At 61.8% G+C, this 22391-nt stretch carries 15 protein-coding genes; 5 read left to right on the top strand and 10 right to left on the bottom strand.

The features are described 5' to 3' along the window. The first annotated feature begins 83 nt into the window (after positions 1–83). The gene (locus tag FDP28_RS05940) at positions 84–4322 is read left to right on the top strand and encodes an FtsK/SpoIIIE domain-containing protein (RefSeq protein WP_144659797.1); all 4239 of its coding nucleotides are present in this window, start codon (positions 84–86) and stop codon (positions 4320–4322) included. 31 nt (positions 4323–4353) lie between these two features. Here the strand turns inward: FDP28_RS05940 and FDP28_RS05935 are convergent, their stop codons facing one another. Beyond that, positions 4354–4842, bottom strand: coding sequence for a hypothetical protein (locus tag FDP28_RS05935; protein WP_144659796.1), 489 nt, complete (start codon positions 4840–4842; stop codon positions 4354–4356). A 238-nt stretch (positions 4843–5080) separates the two neighbouring features. On the opposite strand from FDP28_RS05935, the gene FDP28_RS05930 reads away from it, so the two are divergent. Further along, on the top strand, positions 5081–5329 hold the full coding sequence (locus tag FDP28_RS05930; RefSeq protein ID WP_003804966.1) for a WhiB family transcriptional regulator: 249 nt from the start codon (positions 5081–5083) through the stop codon (positions 5327–5329). A gap of 74 nt (positions 5330–5403) precedes the next feature. Here the strand turns inward: FDP28_RS05930 and FDP28_RS05925 are convergent, their stop codons facing one another. The 4 genes from FDP28_RS05925 to FDP28_RS05910 are packed head-to-tail and all read right to left on the bottom strand — an operon-like array spanning position 5404 to position 13769. Then, positions 5404–6873 carry a sensor histidine kinase gene (locus FDP28_RS05925; protein ID WP_144659795.1) on the bottom strand — a complete coding sequence of 490 codons (1470 nt, stop codon included), beginning with the start codon at positions 6871–6873 and terminating at the stop codon, positions 5404–5406. Positions 6874–6903: 30 nt separating this feature from the next. Beyond that, positions 6904–11760 carry an NAD-glutamate dehydrogenase gene (locus FDP28_RS05920; RefSeq protein ID WP_144659794.1) on the bottom strand — a complete coding sequence of 1619 codons (4857 nt, stop codon included), beginning with the start codon at positions 11758–11760 and terminating at the stop codon, positions 6904–6906. A 57-nt stretch (positions 11761–11817) separates the two neighbouring features. Beyond that, positions 11818–13128: an AAA family ATPase gene (locus tag FDP28_RS05915; RefSeq protein WP_144659793.1), complete on the bottom strand. Its 1311-nt coding sequence runs from the start codon at positions 13126–13128 to the stop codon at positions 11818–11820. After that, positions 13125–13769 (bottom strand): SAF domain-containing protein, encoded by a 645-nt coding sequence (locus FDP28_RS05910; RefSeq protein WP_144659792.1) that lies wholly within the window; start codon positions 13767–13769, stop codon positions 13125–13127. Before FDP28_RS05910 ends, FDP28_RS05915 begins: the two co-directional genes overlap by 4 nt. Positions 13770–13924: 155 nt before the next feature. Between FDP28_RS05910 and FDP28_RS05905 the strand changes: the two genes are divergently transcribed. Next, positions 13925–14140, top strand: coding sequence for a helix-turn-helix domain-containing protein (locus FDP28_RS05905; protein WP_144659791.1), 216 nt, complete (start codon positions 13925–13927; stop codon positions 14138–14140). A 16-nt stretch (positions 14141–14156) separates the two neighbouring features. Here FDP28_RS05905 and FDP28_RS05900 read toward each other — a convergent pair whose 3' ends face one another. Continuing rightward, a complete protein-coding gene (locus FDP28_RS05900) occupies positions 14157–14729 on the bottom strand; it encodes a hypothetical protein (protein WP_144659790.1) in 573 nt (190 codons plus the stop codon). A gap of 153 nt (positions 14730–14882) precedes the next feature. Here FDP28_RS05900 and FDP28_RS05895 point away from each other — a divergent pair, with 153 nt between their 5' ends. Next, positions 14883–15650, top strand: coding sequence for a LysM peptidoglycan-binding domain-containing protein (locus FDP28_RS05895; protein WP_144659789.1), 768 nt, complete (start codon positions 14883–14885; stop codon positions 15648–15650). 176 nt (positions 15651–15826) lie between these two features. Next, positions 15827–16252: an Rv3235 family protein gene (locus FDP28_RS05890; RefSeq protein WP_260842354.1), complete on the top strand. Its 426-nt coding sequence runs from the start codon at positions 15827–15829 to the stop codon at positions 16250–16252. Positions 16253–16375: 123 nt separating this feature from the next. Here the strand turns inward: FDP28_RS05890 and secA are convergent, their stop codons facing one another. The 4 genes from secA to FDP28_RS05870 form a co-directional block, all read right to left on the bottom strand. After that, entirely contained in the window at positions 16376–19120 is a 2745-nt protein-coding gene (gene secA / locus FDP28_RS05885; protein ID WP_144659788.1) for a preprotein translocase subunit SecA, read from the bottom strand. A 42-nt stretch (positions 19121–19162) separates the two neighbouring features. Continuing rightward, complete coding sequence (locus tag FDP28_RS05880) at positions 19163–20452, bottom strand: winged helix-turn-helix domain-containing protein (RefSeq protein ID WP_144659787.1); 1290 nt, start codon at positions 20450–20452, stop codon at positions 19163–19165. A 26-nt stretch (positions 20453–20478) separates the two neighbouring features. After that, positions 20479–21207 carry a ribosome hibernation-promoting factor, HPF/YfiA family gene (gene hpf, locus FDP28_RS05875; protein ID WP_144659786.1) on the bottom strand — a complete coding sequence of 243 codons (729 nt, stop codon included), beginning with the start codon at positions 21205–21207 and terminating at the stop codon, positions 20479–20481. Between the two features lie 180 nt (positions 21208–21387). Next, positions 21388–22359 (bottom strand): ComF family protein, encoded by a 972-nt coding sequence (locus FDP28_RS05870; protein WP_260842353.1) that lies wholly within the window; start codon positions 22357–22359, stop codon positions 21388–21390. Between the last annotated feature and the right edge of the window lie 32 nt (positions 22360–22391).

Below are 22391 nucleotides of genomic sequence, written 5' to 3'. Positions count from 1 at the left end.
ACGAAGTTGTCCACATACAGCCGAAAGGAGGCTGCGGACGACGTCAACTGCCTATGACGATGGTGGTGAAAGGGAGGACAAACATGACATTGGAATGCACGCTGGTCCGCAGTCCCGCTGCCTCCGCAGCGGCAGAACCGGAGGAACTTTCCATTGCCGTCCCGAGGGGAACGCCAGGGTCCTGGCTGGCTTCCCTCCTCAAAACGGCCCGCAATACTGGCCCGCTTACGGTTGGCACAGAGGATCTTTCCACGCTCACTGTCGGACTGCCGCCCTTGGTGTCCGGGGCTGTTCTGGTGGACGGCTGGATGCCGCCGGCACAGACTCCCACCACTGCCTTGCCTCTGATGCTGCTGGTCCATACCGGCCCTGGCGCGGGTTCCGTCTTCCGCATTCCGCGGGGGCAGCACGGTATCGGCAGGGCTGCTGCAGACATTTCAATAGCGGATCCAACGATGTCGAGGGACCATGCCGTGCTGGACGTATCGGGTGATCATCTTGAGATAGCAGCCGTCTCGTCATCGAATCCGGTATATATCGACGGCCGACCCACCCGCCGCTCGCTGGTCGACTCCCGTTCATCGATCGTTTGTGGTCGGACATCCTTCAGCCTCTCCTCCGAAGGAGGCGGCTTTCCCGCACTCGCTACTGATGCGGGCCGTTCGGTTAAGGACCCTGTTGAGGTACCCCACACAAGAACCCACGGGGGTCGTGCAACCATCGCCCTTGGGGCTGGTCTGCCGCTGTTTGCCGGCGTGGGCCTCGCTGCGGCCACCGGCATGTGGACGTACTTGGCGTTTACTTCCCTATCGGCGCTCGGTGTACTTTTCCCGTTGATGCTCGGCAGGAAGGGCAGGCAGCAATACCGGCGTGCCCTTGATCGTGCCGTCGAGGAAGATTCCATCAGGCGTCGTCGGCGCTCCCCCTCCGCCGCGGAGATCATGGTCGCCGCCTCCGTCAACGAACCCGGTCCCCGCAGTTTCGAAACCGCTGCGACTGGTCCAACTCCGCAGTCCGACTCCACGGCGGGACCACAACCGGAGAACCAGGCGGTCTGGTTACGGTTGGGCACTACCGAATCCCCGGCGAACATCCGAGTGGTTCCGGAGGATCCGCAGTTCACTCCGCCGCGGCTTAGCCAGTGCCCCATCACACTGGATCCGGAACATCGGAGCGTGGCGATTCTCGGAGACGAGGCGCATGTCGAAGCCCTCCTTCGATTCATGCTCATGCAGCTCGCCAGTTTTCCGGCTTCAGCCGGGGCTCCGGTCGTCATCCTGGGACCATCGGGCAGGCTTCCACTAAGCGCCCGGTTCCTGCCCCGGGTGACGCTCGCTACAAACACAACGGCTGCCCTGGCCACTCTGAACAGACTCAGGCATAAGCCACACGGGAGGCTCGTGGTGATGGGAAGCGGCGCCTTCGACGAAACCGAGGCCTTGCGGAAGACAGTGCAAGCCGCCCACCGCGCCCAATGGCAAGTACTGCGTTGCCAAACCTCAGCTGGAGGATCAGCGGGCACCATCACCATCGAGCCCTCCGGAACAGCTGCGTCATACATGTCAGACGGCGAGCGCTTGGACTTCGTACCCGATCTCGTCCCAGCCGATGTTTTCGACCGCTTCTGCCGTGCCGTGGGCGCTGCCGCCAGCGTTGCGGAGCCTTGCCGAAAAGGCGATCTTCCCCACAATTCTTCCTTGGCAGCGCTCCTGCCTTACGGCCGGCGCCGCATCCTTGGCAGGTGGCGCTCCGCCTCCTGGAAGGACGGTGTGACCGCTGTGCTGGGAGAAAGCCGCGACGGGCCACTCACGTTCAACTTCAAGCGGGATGGTCCGCATCTCCTGGTTGCAGGTACAACCGGTTCAGGAAAGTCGGAACTCCTTAGGACACTCGTGGCTTCCATCGCACTGACTGTCCCGCCTGAGCAGGCGACGTTTGTGTTCCTTGATTTCAAGGGAGGGTCGGGCTTGGGTCCTATGGCCGGGCTGCCGCATTGTGTGGGCCTGCTGACCGATCTCAGCCAACAGAACATTGATCGGGCACTGGAGTCGTTGCGGGGGGAGGTCAAGTACCGGGAGAGGCTCTTTGCCGTCCAGGGGGCAGCGGATCTTGCTGACTACCAAGAATCAGTTGGTACCGAAGGCCTTGGGCTGGCGCACCTGATACTTGTGATTGATGAGTTTCGGATTCTTGTCGACGAGGCACCGACGGCCCTTCGCGAGCTCATGCGCATCGCCACCATAGGTCGTTCGTTGGGAATTCATCTGGTGATGGCCACGCAGAGACCGCAAGGGGCGCTGACGGCCGATATCCGGGCCAACGTCACCTCCAGCATCGCCCTTCGTGTCCAGTCGGATATGGAGTCCCTGGACATCATCAATTCCAAAGCTGCTGCGTCCATAAGCGTTGAGGTCCCTGGGCGGGCCTTCCTTGCCACAGCAGCCAAGGAGCCTCAGGAGTTCCAAGCAGCGTCTTTGAATAACCTGTATCCGGACCGCGTACCTTCGAGTTTTGGAGAAGTGGCACACGGAACTGTTGTTCCCCTTTGGCCAGTGGTCCAGTCGGCTGTCCAAGCGCTCGGCGAGTCCCCCGCAACCGTTAGCCCGGTGGCTTTGCGTGGGGTTCCTAGACCGGAGACAGTTAATAACCACACGGAAACGGCCGTCGGGCGGCTCGTGTCAGTCATAGGTGAAACCTGGGATTACCTCGGCATGCCCTCGCCCCGGAGCCCCATCGCCGCCCCGCTGCCGCAGCGCATCCCTTGGGATGAGAAGCTTGCGCAGGTGGAGGAACCACCGGGCGTGCCCGAAGACGATACAGAATCATGGCAGGTGGGACCCGTTGCACTCCTCGACAAACCCAGCCTGCAGCGTGTGGACCGCTTGTACTGGTTGCCCGCCAAGCACGGACATCTTGCGATGGTCGGCGGCCCTTCCAGCGGCATGCACCAAAGCTTCCGGTCTGTCGCCGCCATGCTGGCAACCCAAGCACGGCAACCCCACCTGTACATACTGGACGCGAACCGGCTCCTGGACCAGGTGCAAGCTGACCAAGGAATTGGGGCCTACACAGGCATGGACGAACTTGGCTTCGCGGTACGGATCCTGTCGAGGGTGGCAGCTGAGATGGAGACGAGGCGTGCCTCCCACGATCTGTCTGGTGGCTTTGCCCCGATTGTGCTGATTGTCTCCGGCTGGTGTTCGTGGTCATCGGCGCTGCGAGGCGGCCCTTACGAATTTGCGGAGGGAATGCTCCATGACATTGCCAGGGACGGAAGCCCCCTGGGCATCACATTGTTGATATCCGGTGAACGGGAACTGGTGAGCTCTCGCCTGTTCGCGGCCATACCAAACCGCACATTCTTCCCTCTGGGTACCACTGAGGAGTCACGCTTCCACTGGCCCCGTTTGCCTGACATGGAAGCCGTTCCAGGGCGCGCTTTCGTGTCGGGAAACATTGTCGAAGGCCAGCCAGCCACGGCGCAGTTCAAGGAGGCACCCGCAGCCGGTACCTGGCCGTTTCATAAGCGCACTCCAGCTGAACCGCCATTTCGTTTGCGCCCGCTCCCCCTGTTGCTCACACATGAAGACTTCCTTAGCCGCAAGGCGGCGTGCGCCCCTTCCGGAAATGCCCCGGGGGCGACGCTCCAGCGGGTTCGAGGTGCCGTCACCGCACCCGGGGCAACGAACAGAGTGACCGGGCGTGGCGTTGCATCAGCCGATGGTGCTCCCGAAGAACAATTTCAGCCGGCTCAACAGTCCCCTATGCCGTTGTGGATCGGGGTTGCCGGAGACGATGCTTCACCGGCGGCGTTCCCTCTGCGGACCAAGGGCGTCAGCATCGTCCTGGGCAGCCCGGGATCCGGCAAGACCACTGTTCTTTGGTCGTTGGTGAGCCTGAACCCGGAGATACCTTGGCTGTTCCCTCCGGATGGATCAGTTGAGGGAGCTTTCTGGGCTTCGAAAGCGTCGGCTGCAGCCGACGGAACCCTCAATGCAAAAAGTGTCCTGTTGGTGGACGACGCCGACTCTCTGGACGCCGAGGGCCAGCGGGCGCTGCACGTCTTGGCCGGGCAGGTCGCCGGCGTCATCCTGACGGCCACGCCCGGTGCGCGCCTGCACCAACTTTCCTTGGTGCAAGAAGTGCGGGCGTCGGGAACGGGTTTGCTCCTGGCCCATGGAAGCCCTCTGGATGGCGAGCTGTTGGGTGTGCGTCTACCCGTGGACCCCGCGCGCCGTCCGGGTCGGGGTTTCATCATTGACCGAGGAGAAGCTGCTCCCTTTCAAGGGGTACTCTCCGCTGGATTTCCGAAACGGGAGTGAGAGCAACTGCGGCCTCACGGAACCGAGCAGGTCACAACGCGCCGGTGCTGCCACCCGTCCGCGAGGCAAAGGAGATGACATCACGCTGGAAGAGGAAAATGATCGCGGCAAGCGCAGGAAGGATCATGGCCAGCCCCGGGAGTACAAGGCCACCTGTCATCGTGGGGAAGCCAATCGTGAGGACGAACAGTTGCGCCACCAAGGCAGCCGCACGCGTCCAACGGTAGCCGCGAAACAGGAAATGGCCTACCGCGAACAGCCAGGCTGAGAAGGCCAGAAGCAGGACCAACGTAAAGACTGCTCCCCAAAAAGTCAGTACAGGAGCACCCGTCAGGAGTTCAAAACCGTACCAAGCAGCAGCAGCGAGCAAGGCCGTGGCTTCGAGGACAACGACGATCGAAATGATGAGTATCCCGCGAGGTCGAATGGATCCGATGTTGCCCGGACCCGGGCGGTCGGATTCGCCATTTCCATCGTGGCCGGAGGTGGGCTGGGCAGGGTTTACAGGAGGTCTTGACACACTGGCACACTACCGGACATAGTCATCTAGCAGTGAGGGCACTGGCGGCTGATGTGATGCATCGCTCACGGATTCCGGGCATTTCGACCACTAACACCCCTTGTTTACAAGGCGTTAACATGAAACGCTTGACTCAGACGACCAAGGGGGCCCATGCGGGCCCCTTTCCTTTGGAGCCTCTCGTGAATGTTTTCACAAAAGGCCTTTCTAGTTCTCACGAATGGAGTGACTGATCAGCATGGATTGGCGTAATCGCGCAGCCTGCCTCGACAAGGACCCCGAGCTCTTCTTCCCAGTCGGCAACACGGGACCAGCACTTCTCCAGATTGAGGAAGCCAAGAGCGTTTGCCGCCGCTGCCCCGTAGTGGACACGTGCCTGCAGTGGGCATTGGAGTCCGGGCAGGACGCAGGAGTTTGGGGCGGAATGAGTGAAGACGAACGGCGTGCCCTCAAGCGTCGCGCAGCACGCGCACGTCGCGCCTCCTAACGGGCAGAGATGCGAGAGGCCGCGGACCATCCGGTCCGCGGCCTCTCGCGTTTAACCCCAGCAGCGCGGAAAAGCTAAGCGCGTGCGAGGTTCAAGACAATCTGCACGGCCGTACCGCCGCCTTCCCTCGGGCTCCACTGAATGGTTCCCCCGAGTTCGCTGGTGACCAGGGTTCTGACAATCTGCAAGCCCAAACCTTCGGTGTATTGCCCATCCGGCAGCCCCACGCCGTCGTCGGCGATCGTTACTGTCAGGAATTCATCCTTGCCGTCCCCCTCGGCGCGGTCCGCCACCAGCCACACCGTGCCGGTGCGGCCCTCAAGTCCGTGCTCAACGGCATTGGTAACGAGTTCATTGATGACCAAGGCCAGCGGGGTCGCAAAATCACTGGGCAACTCCCCGAACAGGCCTGAACGTTCAGTTCTGACCTGCTGGGACGGCGATGCCACTTCCGCGGAAAGCCGGAACTGGCGCCCGATCAACTCGTCGAAATCGACACTCTGCGTCAGGCCTTGGGACAGGGTTTCATGTACCAGTGCAATGGTCGCCACACGCCGCATCGCTTGTTCGAGGCCCTGCTTCGCCTCGTCGCTGACCATCCGCCGGGACTGCATGCGCAGCAGGGCAGCCACCGTCTGAAGGTTGTTCTTGACCCGGTGGTGGATCTCACGGATCGTGGCGTCCTTGGTGACAAGTTCCATCTCCCTGCGCCTAAGCTCCGAGACATCGCGGCACAGAACCAGGGCGCCGAACCGATGTTGTTCGTCGCGCAGCGGGATGGCACGCAACGAAAGGCTGACGCCCCTCGATTCAATTTCGCTTCGCCAGGGCATGCGGCCGGTCACTACCAAGGGCAATGTCTCGTCCACCATCCGTCGGTCTTTCAGCAGACCCGCAGTTACCTCGGCAAGCGAGCGACCCTCGAGGGACTCCACTTCGCCGAGCCTGCGGAAAGCGGAAACCCCGTTGGGACTTGCGTACTGGACTATGCCGTCCGCGTCGAGCCGGATCAGCCCATCACCGACGCGGGGCGCACCCCGGCGCGAGCCTGTCGGGGAAGCGAAGTCGGGCCAGAGCCCGAGGGTGCCCATGCGGAGGAGATCGTAGGCACACTGTCGGTAGGTCAGTTCCAGCCTCGAGGGCATGCGGGAGCTGGAGAGGTCCATGTGTGAGGTCACGACGGCGAGAGTTCTTCCGTTGCGGACCATCGGAACCGCTTCAACCCGCAACGCCATCTCGCTGCTCCAGCTGGTCTCGCTGGAACGTTCGATGGCTCTGCTGTTCCACGCCTTCTCCACCAGGGGACGAAGGTCCGAGCGGATGCCCTCGCCCACGAAGTCCGCGTGGAACACCGTATGCGATGTCGATGGACGGACGTGGGCGAGGGCTATGTAGCCGAACTCGGGATGCGGAAACCACAACGCCAGGTCAGCGAAGGCCAAATCAGCCACCATTTGCCAGTCACCAACCAGGAGGTGCAGCCATTCGGCATCTCCAGGCCCGAAATCAGCGTGTTCCCTGATGGGGTCTGTAAAGATTGCCACTGCACCTCCAGTTACGACGCGGAGAACTTCCTAGCGCCGGACGATTGACCTCAAGAGCCTTAATGCTACCGACAGTGAGGCCATGTCGTCGGCCTCGAGCGCGTTGACCTCGTCGAACATCGTCTTCGCCCTGCCCAGTTGCTCGGCGTTCAACCCCTCCCAGTCCTTCAACCGGTCTTCGGCGGATGCGCTGGACTCCGTTGCCTCAAGGACTGACGTAGTCATGTCGGCGACCGTCGAGTACAGGTCATCCCGAAGGGCTGCGCGGGCCAAGGCCTGCCAGCGGTCATCGCGCGGGAGGGAACTGATGCGCTCCAGCAACGAATCCACGTGGAAGCGGTTGAACACCGTGTAATAAACGTGGGCCACGTTCTCGACGCTCTCATTGCCTGTCTGGGCAATCCGTGCGATGTCGAGGAGGGCATAGCTTTCGAACAGCTCCGCCCACCTGCGGGCAAGGTGCTCCGGAACGTCCCAGCCCAGTGCCTTGTCAAGCCAGCCGGTGATGCGGACCTTGTCCTCTCCACGCAGGTAGTCCAAGAGCTTGGCGCGCAAAGGCGCCATCATCGGCTTGAACGCATCCACGACGCTCGCGATTGGCTGCGAGGCAATTCCTTGTCCCAACACCCAACGCACGGCCCGGTCCAGCAGTCGCCTTATGTCCAGGTGGATCTCGCTCCAGTGTTCCGTCGGGAATGAGGCCGGCAGCGCATTCAACTCCGCCACCATGGGGTCGAGGTCGTAAATTTCGCGCAGAGCCACGAAAGCCTTCGCGACTGCGACCTCATTGGCCGAGGTTTCTTCGATGGCCCTGAACGCAAACGTGATTCCACCGAGGTTGATGATGTCGTTGGCCACCACAGTTGCGATGATCTCGCGCCGCAGCGGGTGGGTGTCCAAATCGGCGTCGAACTTCTCCCGCAACTGCTTCGGGAAGTAGTTGCGGATCGTGTCCGAGAACCAAGGATCATCAGCCAGGTTGCTGTCGCGCAGCGCCGTACTGAGCTCGATTTTCGCGTAAGCAGAAAGGACTGCCAACTCGGGCGAGGTCAGGCCTTGGCCTTGTTCCAGGCGGGCACGCAGAGTGTCGGTTGTCGGCAACGCTTCAAGGTCCCGCTTGAGGTCGGCGGATTTCTCCAGCCAGTCCATGAGCCTCTCGTAGCTGGGGCTCCACTCGGCGACCCGTGTCCGGTCGTTGAGCAGCAGGATGTTCTGGTCGATGTTGTCCTGGAGCACCAAGCGGCCTACTTCGTCGGTCATGTCGGCCAGGAAGTCAGCCCGCTCAGTCTCCTGAAGCTTGCCCGCAGCCACCATCCGATCCACGAAAATCTTGATGTTGACCTCATGGTCCGAGCAATCCACGCCGGCGGAGTTGTCGATGGCATCGGTATTGAGGATGACGCCCTGCAGTGCGGCCTCGATACGTCCACGCTGGGTCAAACCAAGGTTTCCGCCCTCGCCGACAACCTTGACCCTGAGGTCACGCCCGTCTACGCGGATGGCGTCGTTGGCCTTGTCTCCCACGGCTGCGTGGGTTTCCGTGCTTGCCTTGACATAGGTGCCGATGCCGCCGTTGTACAGCAGGTCCGCCGGTGCCAGCAGGATCGCACGCAGCAGTTCCGGCGGGCTCAGTTGTGTCGTCCCTTCGGGCAGACCCAAGGACTTGCGCACTTGTTCCGAAACCGGGATGGTCTTTGCCTGCCGGGCATAAACTCCGCCGCCCTCGCTGATGAGCGAGCGGTCGTAGTCGTCCCAGGACGAGCGGGGCAACTCAAACAGCCGCTGCCGCTCCGCGAAGGACGCTGCGGCGTCAGGTGTCGGATCCAGGAAGATGTGGCGGTGGTCAAAAGCCGCCACCAGGCGGATGTGCCGTGAAAGCAGCATGCCGTTTCCGAAGACGTCACCTGACATATCGCCCACGCCCACGACGGTGAACTCTTCGGTCTGGGTGTCCAGGTCGAGCTCGCTGAAGTGACGCTTGACCGACTCCCAAGCACCGCGGGCCGTAATGCCCATCGCCTTGTGGTCGTATCCTACTGAACCACCGGAAGCGAAGGCGTCGCCCAGCCAGAAGCCGTACTCGGCCGCGAGCCCGTTGGCCGTATCCGAGAAGGTAGCGGTGCCCTTATCGGCCGCCACCACAAGGTAGGAATCGTCGCCGTCGTGACGAACGACGTCCGACGGCGGGACGAGCCTTTCGCCGTCGCTCGACGTCACGAGGTTGTCGGTGATGTCCAGCAGGCCGCGGATGAATGTCTTGTAGCTTTCGATCCCTTCGGCCATCCACGCGGCGCGGTCCACGGCGGGATTGGGCAGTTTCTTGGCGAAGAAGCCGCCCTTGGCACCCGTCGGAACAATGACCGCGTTCTTGACTGTCTGGGCCTTGACCAGCCCGAGAATCTCGGTTCGGAAATCCTCCCTGCGGTCCGACCAGCGAAGACCTCCACGGGCCACCTTGCCGAAGCGGAGGTGGACGCCTTCAACACGTGGCGAGTAGACCCAGATTTCGAACATCGGGCGCGGGAACGGCAGTCCCTCGATGGAGGTCGGGTCCAGCTTGAAGCTGAGGTATTCCTTGTTCTGGAAGTAGTTGGTCCGCAGGGTGGACTCAATGAGGTTGATGAAGGTGCGCAGGACACGGTCAGCATCCAACGTGGCCACCTGCTCCACAGCCTCGGCAAGTGAGGTCCGTGCTGCATCCTGGCGTTCATCGCGTACATCGTCCGCCACGGATGGGTCGAACCGTGCCGAGAAGAGGTCCATGAGTCCACGTGCCACGTCCGGGTTGCCCAGGAGGGTATCGGCGATGAAGCCGAAGGAGTTCGTGTTTCCCATTTGGCGCATGTATTTTGCGTACGCACGGAGCACCACTACCTGACGCCAGTGCATGCCTTCCCGGAGCACCAACCGGTCGAAGTTGTCCGACTCCACAGCACCGGTTACCGCAGCGCCGAAGGAATCGGCCAAGAGGCTTCCGGTGGCAAGGGGGTCGACTCCCGTGGGGTACTTCAGCCCGAGGTCATAAAGGAAGAAGTCGCGGTGATCAGCGGTTTCGATCTCGAACGGCCGTTCATCCAGTACTTCCAGGCCAAGGTTGTGGAAGTAGGGCAGGATCTGGCTAAGGCTCTTGGGCTCCATCAGGTAGAGCTTGACGCGGGCGTCCTCTTCAAGAGCTTCACCGGCACCTTCGGGAAGATATACGTGGACCCCGGGCCTGACGTTCCTGATGGGCTCGCCGGTCCGCTCAGCCTGCGCACCGTACTTCTCGAAGCGTTCAATGTCCTGCAGGGCGTCTTCGACTTCGTAATCCACGCGGTATCCGGCGGGGAACGCTTCGGCCCAGAGGGCAGACAGAGCGTCTGCGCTTTCGGTCGGGTGGTGCTCGCGGAGGACCTCGGTGATGCCCTCGCTCCACGACCTCGACGCCCGCATCAGCCGGTGTTCGAGTTCCTGGGCATTGACCTCAGCAAGCTCAGCGGTGCGCGGAAGCCTGATCCGGAAGAAGACACGGGCAAGCGCGGACTCAGTTATCCGGGCCTCGTAGTCGATGGTCTCGGCCTGGAACGTCTCCCGGAGTTCCTGCTCGATCCTGAGCCGGACGCTGGTCGTATAGCGGTCGCGGGGCAGGTACACGACTGCGGACATGAAACGGCCGTAGATGTCCGGCCGCAGGAACAGCTTCGTCCTGCGGCGCTCCTGCAGTCGTTGGATTCCCATGGCAGTCGCGGCCAGGTCCGGTATCTCGATTTGGAACAGCTCGTCCCTGGGGTAGGTCTCGAGGATACCGAGGAGGTCCTTGCCGGAGTGTGAATCGATCGGGAACCCGGCATTGCGCAGTACAGCATCGACCTTGTCGCGGACAATAGGGATGCTGCGGACAGAGCCGGTGTAGGCGCTCGTGGCAAACAGTCCAATGAAACGGCGTTCGCCATTGACGTTGCCCTGGGCGTCGAAGCTCTTGACGCCAATGTAGTCAAGGTATGCCGGCCGGTGGACGGTCGAACGGGAATTCGCCTTGGTGATGACCAGGGCGCGCTTCTCCCTGGCCTTCTTGCGGCCGGCGTCTGTCAGGTGTTGGACCTGACGGGTGGTGTCCCCGGCGCGCAAGAGCCCCAGGCCGCTGTCCTCACGAAGCTGGAGAACGTCTTCGCCGTCTTCATTCACGAGGTCGTATTCGCGGTACCCCAGGAAGGTGAAGTTCCCATTGTCCAGCCATCGGAGAAGGTCCTGCGCCTGGCGCAGTTCAGCAATTTGTTCCGGGTGGGAGACTCCCCCAAGCGCTTCGGCCAGCTCCAGTGCCTTGCTGCGCATTTTCGGCCAGTCCTCGACGGCGGCCCGTACGTCACCGAGGACGCGGTGGAGGCCTTCGATCAACTGTTCACGCGTGTCATCGCCGACGCGGTCGATTTCGACCGCAATCCATGACTCCATGTGCGAGGCGTTGTCCCCATCCCCAAGAAGATGGGCGATGCTGGGCAGGGCCGCGGTGTCACCGCTGGAAATTCCCACAGTGGAAGGAACACGCGAAACACTGCTCATTTCGCCGGTGACCCGGTCCCGGGTGACCACGAACAGTGGGTGCATGACCATGCGGATGGCGCAGTTTTGCCGCACGAGCTCGGCGTTGACCGAGTCAACCAGGAATGGCATGTCGTCCGTAACAATGTAGACAACGTTCCGGTCGGACTCACTGCCGATCTCGACCAAGGCATTGCCAGGTCGTCGCGACTGGGCAACCGCCTTGTGCTTGGTGGCCCTGGATATCAGCAGTTCCGGGGAGTATGCCCCGGCGTCCTCCTCTGCGAGGTGCTCGTAGTAGTCACCGAAGAACCCTTCACGGACAACTGCTGCATCGGACCGATCCTCCACGCTGGATCCTGACGACATCGACAAACGCCTCCATCACAAGTTGATTGCTGCGACTCTGCAGCCCACATGCCGAGCCTAGCGCTTAAGACGACGGGGAGCTCTGGCAGTTCGTCCAAAGGAATGACGTTTTTGATGGACAGGAGCACATACGAGCCCTGCGATGGCCCGTCGCAGGTCCGAATCAGGCGCACATTCGAGGAGGACGGAGCCTGACAACAACGCTGCATCGCACGCTTCCGGGTCCGAAGGAATGTAAGCCTCGATGCCGAAGGCTGGCCCATACCGGCTCCAGGCTTCGGCCAACTGCTGCTCCGGGGCATACCCAACGGCGGAGCGTTTGACCTTGTTGAGCACCACGCGCGGGGATGCTTGCGGAACAACCAACTCAAGTTCAGCAAGACCCCGTACAAGCCGCGGGACCCCTATGGCGTCGGCGGATCCCACAGCGAAGACAACATCGGCCAATTCCAGGCTGCGAAGGGTGGATGCATTACGCCGGGGAGCCAACGTGTCAAAGCTCAGCTCCTCGTCAGCTTCGAGGCAGAAACCGGTGTCGATCACCACGACGTCCGCCAACTGCCGGGCCCTCTCCAGCACGAGGGTCAGAGCGGCGGCCCGCAGTTCGGTCCACCGATCGGCCCGCGTGGTACCGGTCAATACGCGAAAGGAACCGGCCTTTGTGAAGACCTCACTTGCCGCGGCGGTCAGGGCTTCGAGATCAAGCTGGCCTTGGTCCGCAAGCCTGCAGGCCTGCGCCAGCCCGGCCGACTCGTCCAGAAGCCCCAGCATCGCCGACACACTGGCGCCGTAGCTGTCGGCATCAACCAGGATGACCGACTGGCCGTCAGCGGCGAGCTCCGCGGCCATGTTCACGGCCAGGAGGGTCCGGCCAGGGGCACCCGCCGGTCCCCACACGGCAAATATCCGCCCTGAACCATCCGTCTCTTCCAGGGCCTCCTCCGGCTGCGGCGCCAAGGGAGAATCCGCGGCGGGAGCGGCAAAACCCGTGCTGCGCGGGCCATCTGCCTGACCGTACGAGCTTGTGCGTTCCACTGCCCGGGAAATCTCGGCCGCGAGTACCACCGGTTCAATATCCGCAGACGCGGCCACTACACCAATGGAACGGAGCCGTCTGGCCTCATCTTCGCTGTCCGTCAAGGCAACAACGCAGACACCCACGGCTCCCAGCCTGTCCACCAACGTAGTGGTCAATTCTTCGGACCCGTCACCGACGATGGCTGCGAGCGCCAGGCCACTCTGGCAGGCAGCCAGCAGCTCGGTGAGTTCGGAACAACGGCGCACAACGGTTACCGGGCCATGCAGGCGCTCCAAGCCATCAACTACGGCTTCATTTGCTGCCCCTACGGTTACCACCGGAATGCTCATGAGGCCAGGCCCGCCGGGTTCCAGACCACAGAAACCTTGGCCTTGTTGGCTTGGGCACCCAGCAGCTTCGGCATTTGGGCGTCCGTGACCAGGACCAGCACGGTAGTGGTCTTGGATGCTCCGAGAGTTGTGGAGCCGTGGGTGATCTCTGCAATTTCCGCGCCGGGTAACAGCAACTGTGGATCGTCATAGGCAGTACCCGTTCCCGGCATGGCAACCCAGACGTCGACGCGGGCCCCGGGAACAGCTTGGCTGGGCAGCTCCCCCTCCATGGAGATGGCCACGGGTTTCCTGTTCAACGCATCGGCAGTGCCGAGGCTTTCGCGTGGCAGCAACTGGTTTCTGGCGACCCGCTGCAGTGCGACTTTTCCTGCGGACAGACCGTCTTCAACCGTTACATAGCCGGCCTCCACCTCATCCAGCCGCACTTTGACGATGGAAAGGTCTTCGGCCGTCACCGTTTGGCCCACAGCGATGTCTTCCCGTGCGGCATATACCTGAGTCGTCTTGTCGGCATTTCCCAGCAGCGCCACCACCCCTGCCACGGACAGGAACACCAGCAAGATACCGACCAACAGCCGGGGATCCCTCCAGGAGGGCTTACTCATTCGTGCCGCGGCTGGACTTGCGCTTGGTCCCATTTTTCAACTCCCCCGGGTCTGGCTAGAGGCATGGTCGGCGGACCTGCCTCCTCATTCTTACCGGCGGGGCATCTCCAACCAAACCATTCGGCTGCAAAGAGGACGAAACTGTGGATAACTACACCAAATGGCCGCAGGAGTGGCAATATGGAGCCATGCCCCGATTCCTGACATTGGCCGATGTCGCCGAACAACTCCAGATTAATTCCCCGCAAGCGTATGCCCTGGTCCGCAGTGGCGAGCTCAAAGCGATCCAGGTGGGTGGCCGCGGGCAATGGCGTATCGAAGAAACGATGCTCGAGCAATACATTCAGGACCGATACGCAGAAGCCAGCCGAATGATTGAAGAGTCCAAGTCCAAGTCCCGCTAATGGCGCCGGTCCCGCACTAAAACCCTGGACCGCTTGCTGAACAGACGGCCACAATCGCTGCGAAGGGGATAGTCACGACACTGGCTACGTTCCCCGCGCGTCGCACTTCGCCCTCGTGCACTACAGCCACATCCAAGTGGTCCTGACCCACTCGGTCGATGACTCCCTTGGTTTCAAAGCTTTGCGGTGCCTGCGCCCGTACATGCACAACCACCGATGCACGGTCCCGGGCCAGCGCCCTCAAGGCGGCGGCGAAGCCCAACGGTTTCACAAGCCGTGGAGTGGCCTTCACCGCCAACCGCCCCACCCCTTGATAAGTGAGCACCGATGGGAAGGGAATCATCCACTGGCGCACTCCTTCGTCGAGGACGAACCACTCGTTTCCGATATGGCTGATGCTTCCGAGAAGTGCGGTTCCGCTGGATAGGACAACTTTGATCCGACCAGCACCAAGAGCACGCAACCGATCGGTGAGCTCGATACCGGAAAGCTCCACCCTGGCGCGCTCGGTGATCTCTGCTTCCTTCTCCAGGGAACGTTCTGCCGAAAATTGTGCTTCCAAATCGTTGAAGAGAGAGTCCCATCTCATGTGGTCAGACTAGGCTGCATAACGGAGCCAAGACCAATTCCGTCCCGCGGGCCTGCCCCGCGATTGGACAGGCGCATGAAAGTGTGTTGAAAATGGACTCCGAGGTAGATCAAATTGCATCAAACTGCATCAAACGAAGCTTGGGGGCTTTGAATGGCACGATCTTTGCGCAGGGACACCGGACTGGCTGTGATGACTTTGGGGCTTGGGCTTCTCCTGGCCTTAACAGGCAACATCCTTCTCACGCAGTGGGAGACCGCCCAGCGGCATAATCAGAGTTTCTCGTTCGACCTGCTGGCCGGGTTCACCGCCAGTGCCACTGGCACCGCAATGGTTGTCTGGTGGGTCCTTTCCCTGGCGGTGGCATTTGTCGCCGCGCTCCTGCATAAGAGGGGCGCCAGCAAGGGAGCTGAAGTCCTCTCCACCTTCAGCCCCGCCTTTATGGTCAGGCTCGCCGCAGCCGTCCTCGGCATCAACCTTTTTGGCGGTGGTTTGGCACACGCGGACACTGCACCGCAGCCGGAGTGGCTTCCCACGTCGACCCACAGCAGCACACTCGCCGGTGCCGTCGCTCCGCCGTCCGCGAACGGCGTCGGCTCCCCGCAGGCCATCGCCGCCAACGAGAGCCAGCCGCAAGGCGCGCCCGATCCCAGCTGGAAGCCCAATCCTCCAATGGTTGTTCCCGGCTTGCTCAGCCGGCCCGGCTCCAGGGAAGCCCCAGCAGCAAGTGGGGCGGGCGTCGAGGTGAAAGCAGGAGACACGCTGTGGTCGATTGCAGCAGCCAGGCTTGCACCTTTTTCGACCGACGTGGATGTAGCCGTTGCCTGGCCACAGTGGTACGCCGCGAATCGCTCTATCATCGGGGACGATCCCTCCGTGCTCATCCCGGGACAGATCCTCCGACCTCCGGAACCCGCATAGCAGCGCCAGCCCGACACGCAACACACGGCTGAATCCGACTACGTGATCTAACAACTGCCCGCTCAGGGGCGGAACCGAGCCTCACTTCCAAAACCCAGCGTCATCCCAGCAGAAGCCACCCGAGCATGAGCGTTCCCCGCGCTTTCGCTCAAGTAGTGAATGCCAGAGGTATGACCATGTCCGTTGTTACTGCAGGCCGGCCACCCGTTCGTCAGAGAGTGCCTCGCGCCGTCGCTTCATCCGGCGCCAAGGGTGGTGCCGATACCGACATCCGGCTGGTGGCACGAAGCATTGCCCAAGCCGCCGTCGAAGTACTTGCCGGTACTCGTCCACTCATTCAACTATCGGGTTCGTTGGACCCGGACTGCTATTTGGCCCTTCAGCACCGGGCTGTCCTGACACGCAAACACGCCGCGCGGAGCAAAGGGACTCCGCAGCCACACCTCAGCCCTATGGTCCGGTCCGTGCGCGCCTGTTCCATCAGTGAATCAGTTTGCGAGGCAAGCATCGTCGTCGCGGAGGAAGGCCGCTGCCGGGCCGTTGCCATGCGACTTGAACGCACCGATGGCGCGTGGCGGGTGACGGCACTGGAGATCGGGTAGGTCCATTCGTCGGCCACTGAACAGGATCCAGGCATGTCAAAGGGGGCGATCCCGGGAACATTGCGTCCTCGGGATCGCCCCCGTTGTTGGCGATGATTACCGGTTCAGTGCCGGTGCTCCTGGCTAGCGGCGCTTCTTCTTGGCGGGTTTGCGCTGCTCCTGGCCCGCAGCCTTGGCAGGGTTCCCGGAACGACCTGATCCACGGCTCTCTACCCGGGTTTGCGTAGCCCCGTCTTCGCCGGGCGCGGTGTATTGCAGCTGAGCCGGCTTCTCCGGTGCCTGCAGGCCAGCGGCCCGGATCTGGGGATCGTGATGCTCCGTGTGTCCCCCCGCGGCAGAATCATCCGGCACGACAACGTCTTCGGCAGGTGTCACTTCCACCTCAAGGTTGTACAGGAACCCGATGCTTTCCTCGCGGATGGCCTCCATCATGCTTTGGAACATGACATAGCCCTCACGTTGGTATTCAACCAGGGGGTCGCGCTGTGCCATTGCGCGCAGGCCGATGCCTTCCTTGAGGTAGTCCATCTCGTACAGGTGTTCCTGCCACTTGCGTCCAAGGACTGACAGGACAACGCGCCGCTCAAGTTCCCGCATGCTTTCGGAGCCAATGGCTTCTTCGCGGGCCTTGTAGACAAGGCGGGCATCCGAAAGAATTTCTTCGCGCAGGAAATCAGCGGTGATCCGGGACTTGCCTCCGGCTTCTTCGATGACTTCTTCAGGTGTGACAGTCGCCGGGTACAGGGTCTTCAGGTTGGTCCACAGCTGGTTGAAGTCCCAATCGTCGCCGTTGCCCTCTGCCGTTGCAGCATCGATGAGTGCGTTGATGGTGTCTTCAAGGAAGTACTGGACCTTCTCGTGGAGGTCGTCGCCTTCAAGGATCCGACGGCGGTCTCCGTAGATGGCTTCACGCTGGCGGTTCAGAACGTCATCGTATTTGAGCACGTTCTTGCGCTGTTCGGCGTTACGCGCCTCCACCTGTCCCTGCGCGGAGGCGATGGCACGGGAAACAAGCTTCGACTCAAGTGCGACGTCGTCCGGCACCGAGCTGTTCATAAGCCGTTCAGCTGCCCCTGAGTTGAACAGCCTCATGAGGTCGTCGGTCAGGGAGAGGTAGAAGCGGGATTCGCCGGGGTCGCCCTGACGTCCGGAACGGCCGCGCAGCTGGTTGTCGATCCGGCGGGACTCGTGCCGCTCGGTTCCCAGGACGTAGAGTCCGCCGAGGTTCAGTACCTCTTCGTGCTCATCCTTGACAGCCTGCTTGGCTGCGGCGAGAGCCTCGGGCCATGCGGCCTCGTACTCTTCAGAGTTTTCCTCCGGATCGAGTCCACGCTTTGCGAGTTCGGCGATGGCGGTGAATTCCGCGTTGCCGCCGAGCATGATGTCAGTACCACGGCCGGCCATGTTGGTGGCGACAGTCACTGCGCCCTTTCGGCCGGCTTGGGCAACGATGGACGCTTCACGCGCGTGGTTCTTCGCGTTCAGGACTTCGTGGCGGATACCCTCCTTGGCCAACAGCTTGGAGAGATATTCGCTCTTCTCAACGCTCGTGGTACCGACCAGTACAGGTTGGCCGGCTTCGTGGCGCTCTGCAATGTCTTCCACGACGGCGTCGAATTTCACGACCTCGTTCTTGTAGACAAGGTCCGGCTGGTCGATGCGTTGCATGTCGCGGTTGGTGGGGATGGGGACCACGCCGAGCTTGTAGGTGCTCATGAACTCGGCGGCCTCAGTCTCGGCGGTACCGGTCATGCCGGAGAGCTTGGAGTACATACGGAAGTAGTTCTGCAGCGTCACGGTGGCCAGGGTCTGGTTCTCGGCCTTGATCTCGACGTTTTCCTTGGCCTCGATGGCCTGGTGCATGCCTTCGTTGTAGCGGCGACCGGCAAGGATGCGGCCGGTGTGCTCGTCAACGATCAGGACCTCGCCGTCGAGGATCACATAGTCTTTGTCGCGCTTGAACAGTTCCTTGGCCTTGATGGCGTTGTTCAGGAAACCAATGAGCGGTGTATTGGCGGATTCGTAGAGGTTCTGGATGCCGAGGTAGTCCTCCACCTTTTCGATGCCTGCTTCGAGGACGCCGACGGTCCGCTTCTTCTCGTCCACTTCATAATCGACATCAGGCTGGAGCCGGAGGACCACCTTGGCGAACTCGCTGTACCAGCGGTTGGTGTCGCCCTGGGCAGGGCCGGAGATGATGAGCGGGGTCCTGGCCTCGTCGATGAGGATCGAGTCGACTTCATCCACGATCGCGAAGTTGTGTCCGCGCTGGACGAGCTCGCTGGCATCCCAGGCCATGTTGTCGCGGAGGTAGTCGAAACCGAATTCGTTGTTTGTGCCATAGGTGATGTCGGCTGCGTACTGTTCACGACGCACGGCGGGGTCCTGGTTTGCCAGGATGCAGCCGCTGGTCAAGCCAAGGAAGCGGTAAACGCGGCCCATAAGTTCGGACTGGTACTCGGCGAGGTAGTCATTCACCGTGACCACGTGGACGCCCTTGCCGGTGAGCGCGTTCAGGTATGCCGGCGCGGTCGCGACAAGGGTCTTGCCTTCACCGGTCTTCATTTCGGCGATGTTGCCAAGGTGGAGCGCCGCGCCACCCATCAGCTGCACGTCGAAGTGGCGCATTCCCAGGGTCCGGGAGGACGCTTCGCGGACGGCAGCGAATGCTTCGGGAAGCAAGGCATCGAGGGATTCACCGTCGTCCTGGTGCCGGGACCGGAGGCGGTCTGTCTCAGCGCGCAGTTCGGCGTCCGTGAAGGACTTGAACGACTCTTCCAGGGCATTGATGGAATCGGCATAGTTCCGCAGTTGCTTCAGGGTCTTTTTGTCACCCGTGCGGAGAAGTTTTTCGATTAGTGATGCCACGTGAAAGTGCTCCCAGTCTCATGCTGCCGAATTCTGGCTGTTTCAGTCTACGGGAGAGACCAAGGCGGCGTGTCCGGGTTCACCTCTGAGCGGACTGGCGTTTCGCGGTTCCGCTGTGGGACTGCCGGATTGTCCGGCAACGGCCGCCGCGAGATCGCCGGCAAGATCCCCGGCGGGCCATACCACCACCTCCTGCAGGCCGAGCCAGGTTGCCATGAGCTCGAGTTCTGCTGCAAGCTCGACGGCGGTATCCGCCGGAGCGTTGGGCTCACCGTACGCAGAACGCACCAGCAACTGGCCGGTTGTCCGGTCGGCCTTCAAGTCGACTCTGGCCACAATGCGCTCCCCCAGCAGGAATGGCAGCACGTAGTATCCGTAACGGCGTTTGGCAGCGGGCGTATAGATTTCAATCCTGTAGTGGAAGCCGAAAAGCTCCTCAAGGCGGCGACGCTCAAAGACGAGGGAGTCAAAGGGGCTCAGCAGCGCCCGCCCTTCGGCCTTCCGGGGAAGCTTTGCGCCGGCATGCCTGAAAATCTCCCGATCCCATCCTCGAACTGATACCGGTTCCAGGACGCCGGCACCTACAAGCCTTCGAACAGACTCGGCTCCAGCCTTGACAGGCGTCCGGAAGTAGTCGGAAAAACACCGGACTGTGCCGATGCCATGGGCCTGGGCGGCCGCGTCGATAAGTCGGTCAAGGGCTTCTCCGGCATCCACGGCAGCCTCCGTACCGGCCGTAACCACCCGCGAAGTGAGGGTGTACTTGCGTTCGAACTGCGGTGTCCGCGAAGCAGCTGAAACGCGGCCTTCTTCAAACAGGTGTTCCAGAACCCTCTTGACGATGTTCCAGTTCCAGCCCCAGTTGTCCCGCTCTGCCGTGGGGGCATGCCCCAGCTTCGCGGTGAGTTCCGCCGCCGTCAAAGGAGGCCCGGCAGCCAACGCCGACAGTATCCGGTCCTCCATGTCGCGGCGGACACCGGGATCCAGGCGGTGCGCCCCAACCCATGCGCGCTTCTGCCACAAGAGCAAATCAGCGAAGTGCTGCGGGCGGATAAAGCTGGCTTCGTGCGCCCAGTACTCCATCATCCTGCGGGGCTTTCGGCTGGCCATGGCGGAAAGAATGCCGGGATCGTAGTTTCCCAGCCGGGAGAAGAACGGAAGATAGTGGCTTCGCGCCACCACATTTACAGAATCGATCTGGACAAGCTGCAATCGGTCAAAAGTCCGGCCCACCGCCCGTGGCGTCACGGGGCCGGTGGGCCGGACTTTGGCTAATCCTTGAGCTGCCAATGCGATCCGCCGTGCCTGCGAGAGGCTCAGCGAAGCGGTCATTGGGATCCCTTCGTCAGATACAGGCCTTATTTGGCGTTGGCGGCCTGATCGTCGGAGCGATAGGCGATGATCTTTTCCTCGACGGCTTCTTCGCCAGGCTCACATGTGGAATCGAGGCTGATCACACCATAGGTCCAACCGCTGCGCCGGTAAACAACCGACGGTGCGTTGGTTTCCTTGTCCAGGAACAAGTAGAAGTTGTGTCCCACCAGTTCCATGTTGTCCACGGCGTCATCCAGTGTCAGGGATGCCGCGGGAAACACCTTACGACGGATCAGGACCGGTGAATCTCCGGCCGGGATGTCGTTCTCGATCTCATAGGGCGAACGTTCTTCGGCTTGCCCGTTGGCTTCCTGGTGGTTGTTGGCCTCTACGTAAAGAGGCGCATTGGTGCTTGCAGGTTCAAGGGTTGCCGTAGCTTCCCGAACGGCCTTGGGGGTGTGGCGGCCGTGGTGCACCTTCTTCCGGTCCTTTGCGCGACGAAGCCGCTCAAGCAACTTGTTGTACGCAAGATCGAAGGCAGCGAATTTGTCAGCGGCTGTGGCCTCGGCACGGATAACGGGGCCACGGCCCAGGACGGTCACTTCGACGGTGAGCTCGCCCGGCGTTTGCCGGGGATTGGTTTCCTTGGAAACCTTGGCGTCTACCCGCTGGACCTTGTCCCCCAGCGATTCAATCTTTGAGATTTTCTCGCCGGCATATTCGCGAAAGCGGTCTGAAACAGTCAGATTTCGTCCGCTGATCATGAACTCCATGGTGCCCTCCAAATAACTCAGGTGACACGACAACGGCACTGTTGGGGGCTGGTCTGACGGACAGTCGAGCCCCTTTCCGAGCCGCTATCGACAGGTACATCTTTTCTTGGTACCCACAACCGACGTTAGTTCATCGCCACGCGTTATTCATCCTTTGGCCACTTATTTTTTGATTGAGTCTTAATGACTTGATGGCTGGTCGCAGGGTGCTGTCATGGAGGCGTAGGCTGGTGGCCTCGTGGCCGCCAGGACAACTGCTCCGCACACCACACCCCCGGCCGCCTCCACAGCCCGCGCTGCCTCCGCAAGAGTTGCTCCAGTGGTTAGGACGTCGTCCACAAGGATGCAGCGGACGCCCCTGATCTGCCCCGCCCGTCCAGGCTTGACCCGCATGGATCCCCTGACCTTACGGGCGCGTTCACCCCGCCCAAGCCCTTTTTGTCCGGATGCCGAACCTGTGCCCCCGCGGCCAGGCACGACGTCGGCAATCCTTTGCACCAATGCCGGCAACGACGTCATGCTGCCTTTTCGGTACAGCGGGGCCCACACCTTTTCCAACGCGTCAAGATGTCGGTGTTGCGGCTCAATCCCGCGTAAACGCACGATCAGCAGGATCAGGTGCACCGGGCTGAATCCCCGCTTTCGGTACGCCCTGCCGCTGGTCGGGACAGGCACAAGCGTGAAGCCGGCATGATGCCCAAGAGCCACATCCAAACCCTTGCCCAGGCAGCTTGCCAGCACACCGCCCACGTGCCATTGGCCAAAGTGTTTGAAAGACAGCAGGCATTGCGCCAGCTCATCGCGGTAGGGTCCTGCGGCAACAACCCCGATTCCGGCCGCGCCGTCCACCGTGACCAGAGCAGGCGATTGGTGCTCTGCCCGGAATGGCTGTGCACAGATCCGACGTACGCGCTTGGCGCAATCACCGCACAGCACTGCGTCTTCTGCCCCGCAACAGATGCATTCGACGGGCACCAGGATGGCCAGGAAGTCTTGCAGCGTTCCTTCCAATACCGTCACCAACCGTCCAAGTCGGCTACGGTCACTTCCGCGGCGACGCACGCGGACGGGGTCCGGGGCAGCGAGGTCCGGATCCCTCCCCCGGCCGACTCTCTGCCGGACCATGACTCCAGTGCTGGGTGGATCGCTCATGAAGCCAGCCTGCCCGGATGCTTTGGACGAAA

The sequence above is a fragment of the Paenarthrobacter nicotinovorans genome, assembly GCF_007670255.1.
Lineage (GTDB): Bacteria > Actinomycetota > Actinomycetes > Actinomycetales > Micrococcaceae > Arthrobacter > Arthrobacter nicotinovorans_B.
The sequence above is the reverse complement of the archived record's forward strand: the minus strand, read 5'-3'. Positions and strand labels throughout refer to the sequence as shown.

Excerpts from the sequence above, each read along its gene's own strand:
- FDP28_RS05910 (WP_144659792.1), bottom strand. The coding sequence starts at position 13,769 with ATGGGACCAAGCGCAAGTCCAGCCGCGGCACGAATGAGTAAGCCCTCC.
- FDP28_RS05940 (WP_144659797.1), top strand. The coding sequence starts at position 84 with ATGACATTGGAATGCACGCTGGTCCGCAGTCCCGCTGCCTCCGCAGCG.
- FDP28_RS05870 (WP_260842353.1), bottom strand. The coding sequence starts at position 22,359 with ATGAGCGATCCACCCAGCACTGGAGTCATGGTCCGGCAGAGAGTCGGC.
- FDP28_RS05905 (WP_144659791.1), top strand. The coding sequence starts at position 13,925 with ATGCCCCGATTCCTGACATTGGCCGATGTCGCCGAACAACTCCAGATT.
- FDP28_RS05900 (WP_144659790.1), bottom strand. The coding sequence starts at position 14,729 with ATGAGATGGGACTCTCTCTTCAACGATTTGGAAGCACAATTTTCGGCA.
- FDP28_RS05890 (WP_260842354.1), top strand. The coding sequence starts at position 15,827 with ATGTCCGTTGTTACTGCAGGCCGGCCACCCGTTCGTCAGAGAGTGCCT.
- FDP28_RS05915 (WP_144659793.1), bottom strand. The coding sequence starts at position 13,128 with ATGAGCATTCCGGTGGTAACCGTAGGGGCAGCAAATGAAGCCGTAGTT.
- FDP28_RS05895 (WP_144659789.1), top strand. The coding sequence starts at position 14,883 with ATGGCACGATCTTTGCGCAGGGACACCGGACTGGCTGTGATGACTTTG.
- FDP28_RS05880 (WP_144659787.1), bottom strand. The coding sequence starts at position 20,452 with ATGACCGCTTCGCTGAGCCTCTCGCAGGCACGGCGGATCGCATTGGCA.
- FDP28_RS05930 (WP_003804966.1), top strand. The coding sequence starts at position 5,081 with ATGGATTGGCGTAATCGCGCAGCCTGCCTCGACAAGGACCCCGAGCTC.
- FDP28_RS05920 (WP_144659794.1), bottom strand. The coding sequence starts at position 11,760 with ATGTCGTCAGGATCCAGCGTGGAGGATCGGTCCGATGCAGCAGTTGTC.
- hpf (WP_144659786.1), bottom strand. The coding sequence starts at position 21,207 with ATGGAGTTCATGATCAGCGGACGAAATCTGACTGTTTCAGACCGCTTT.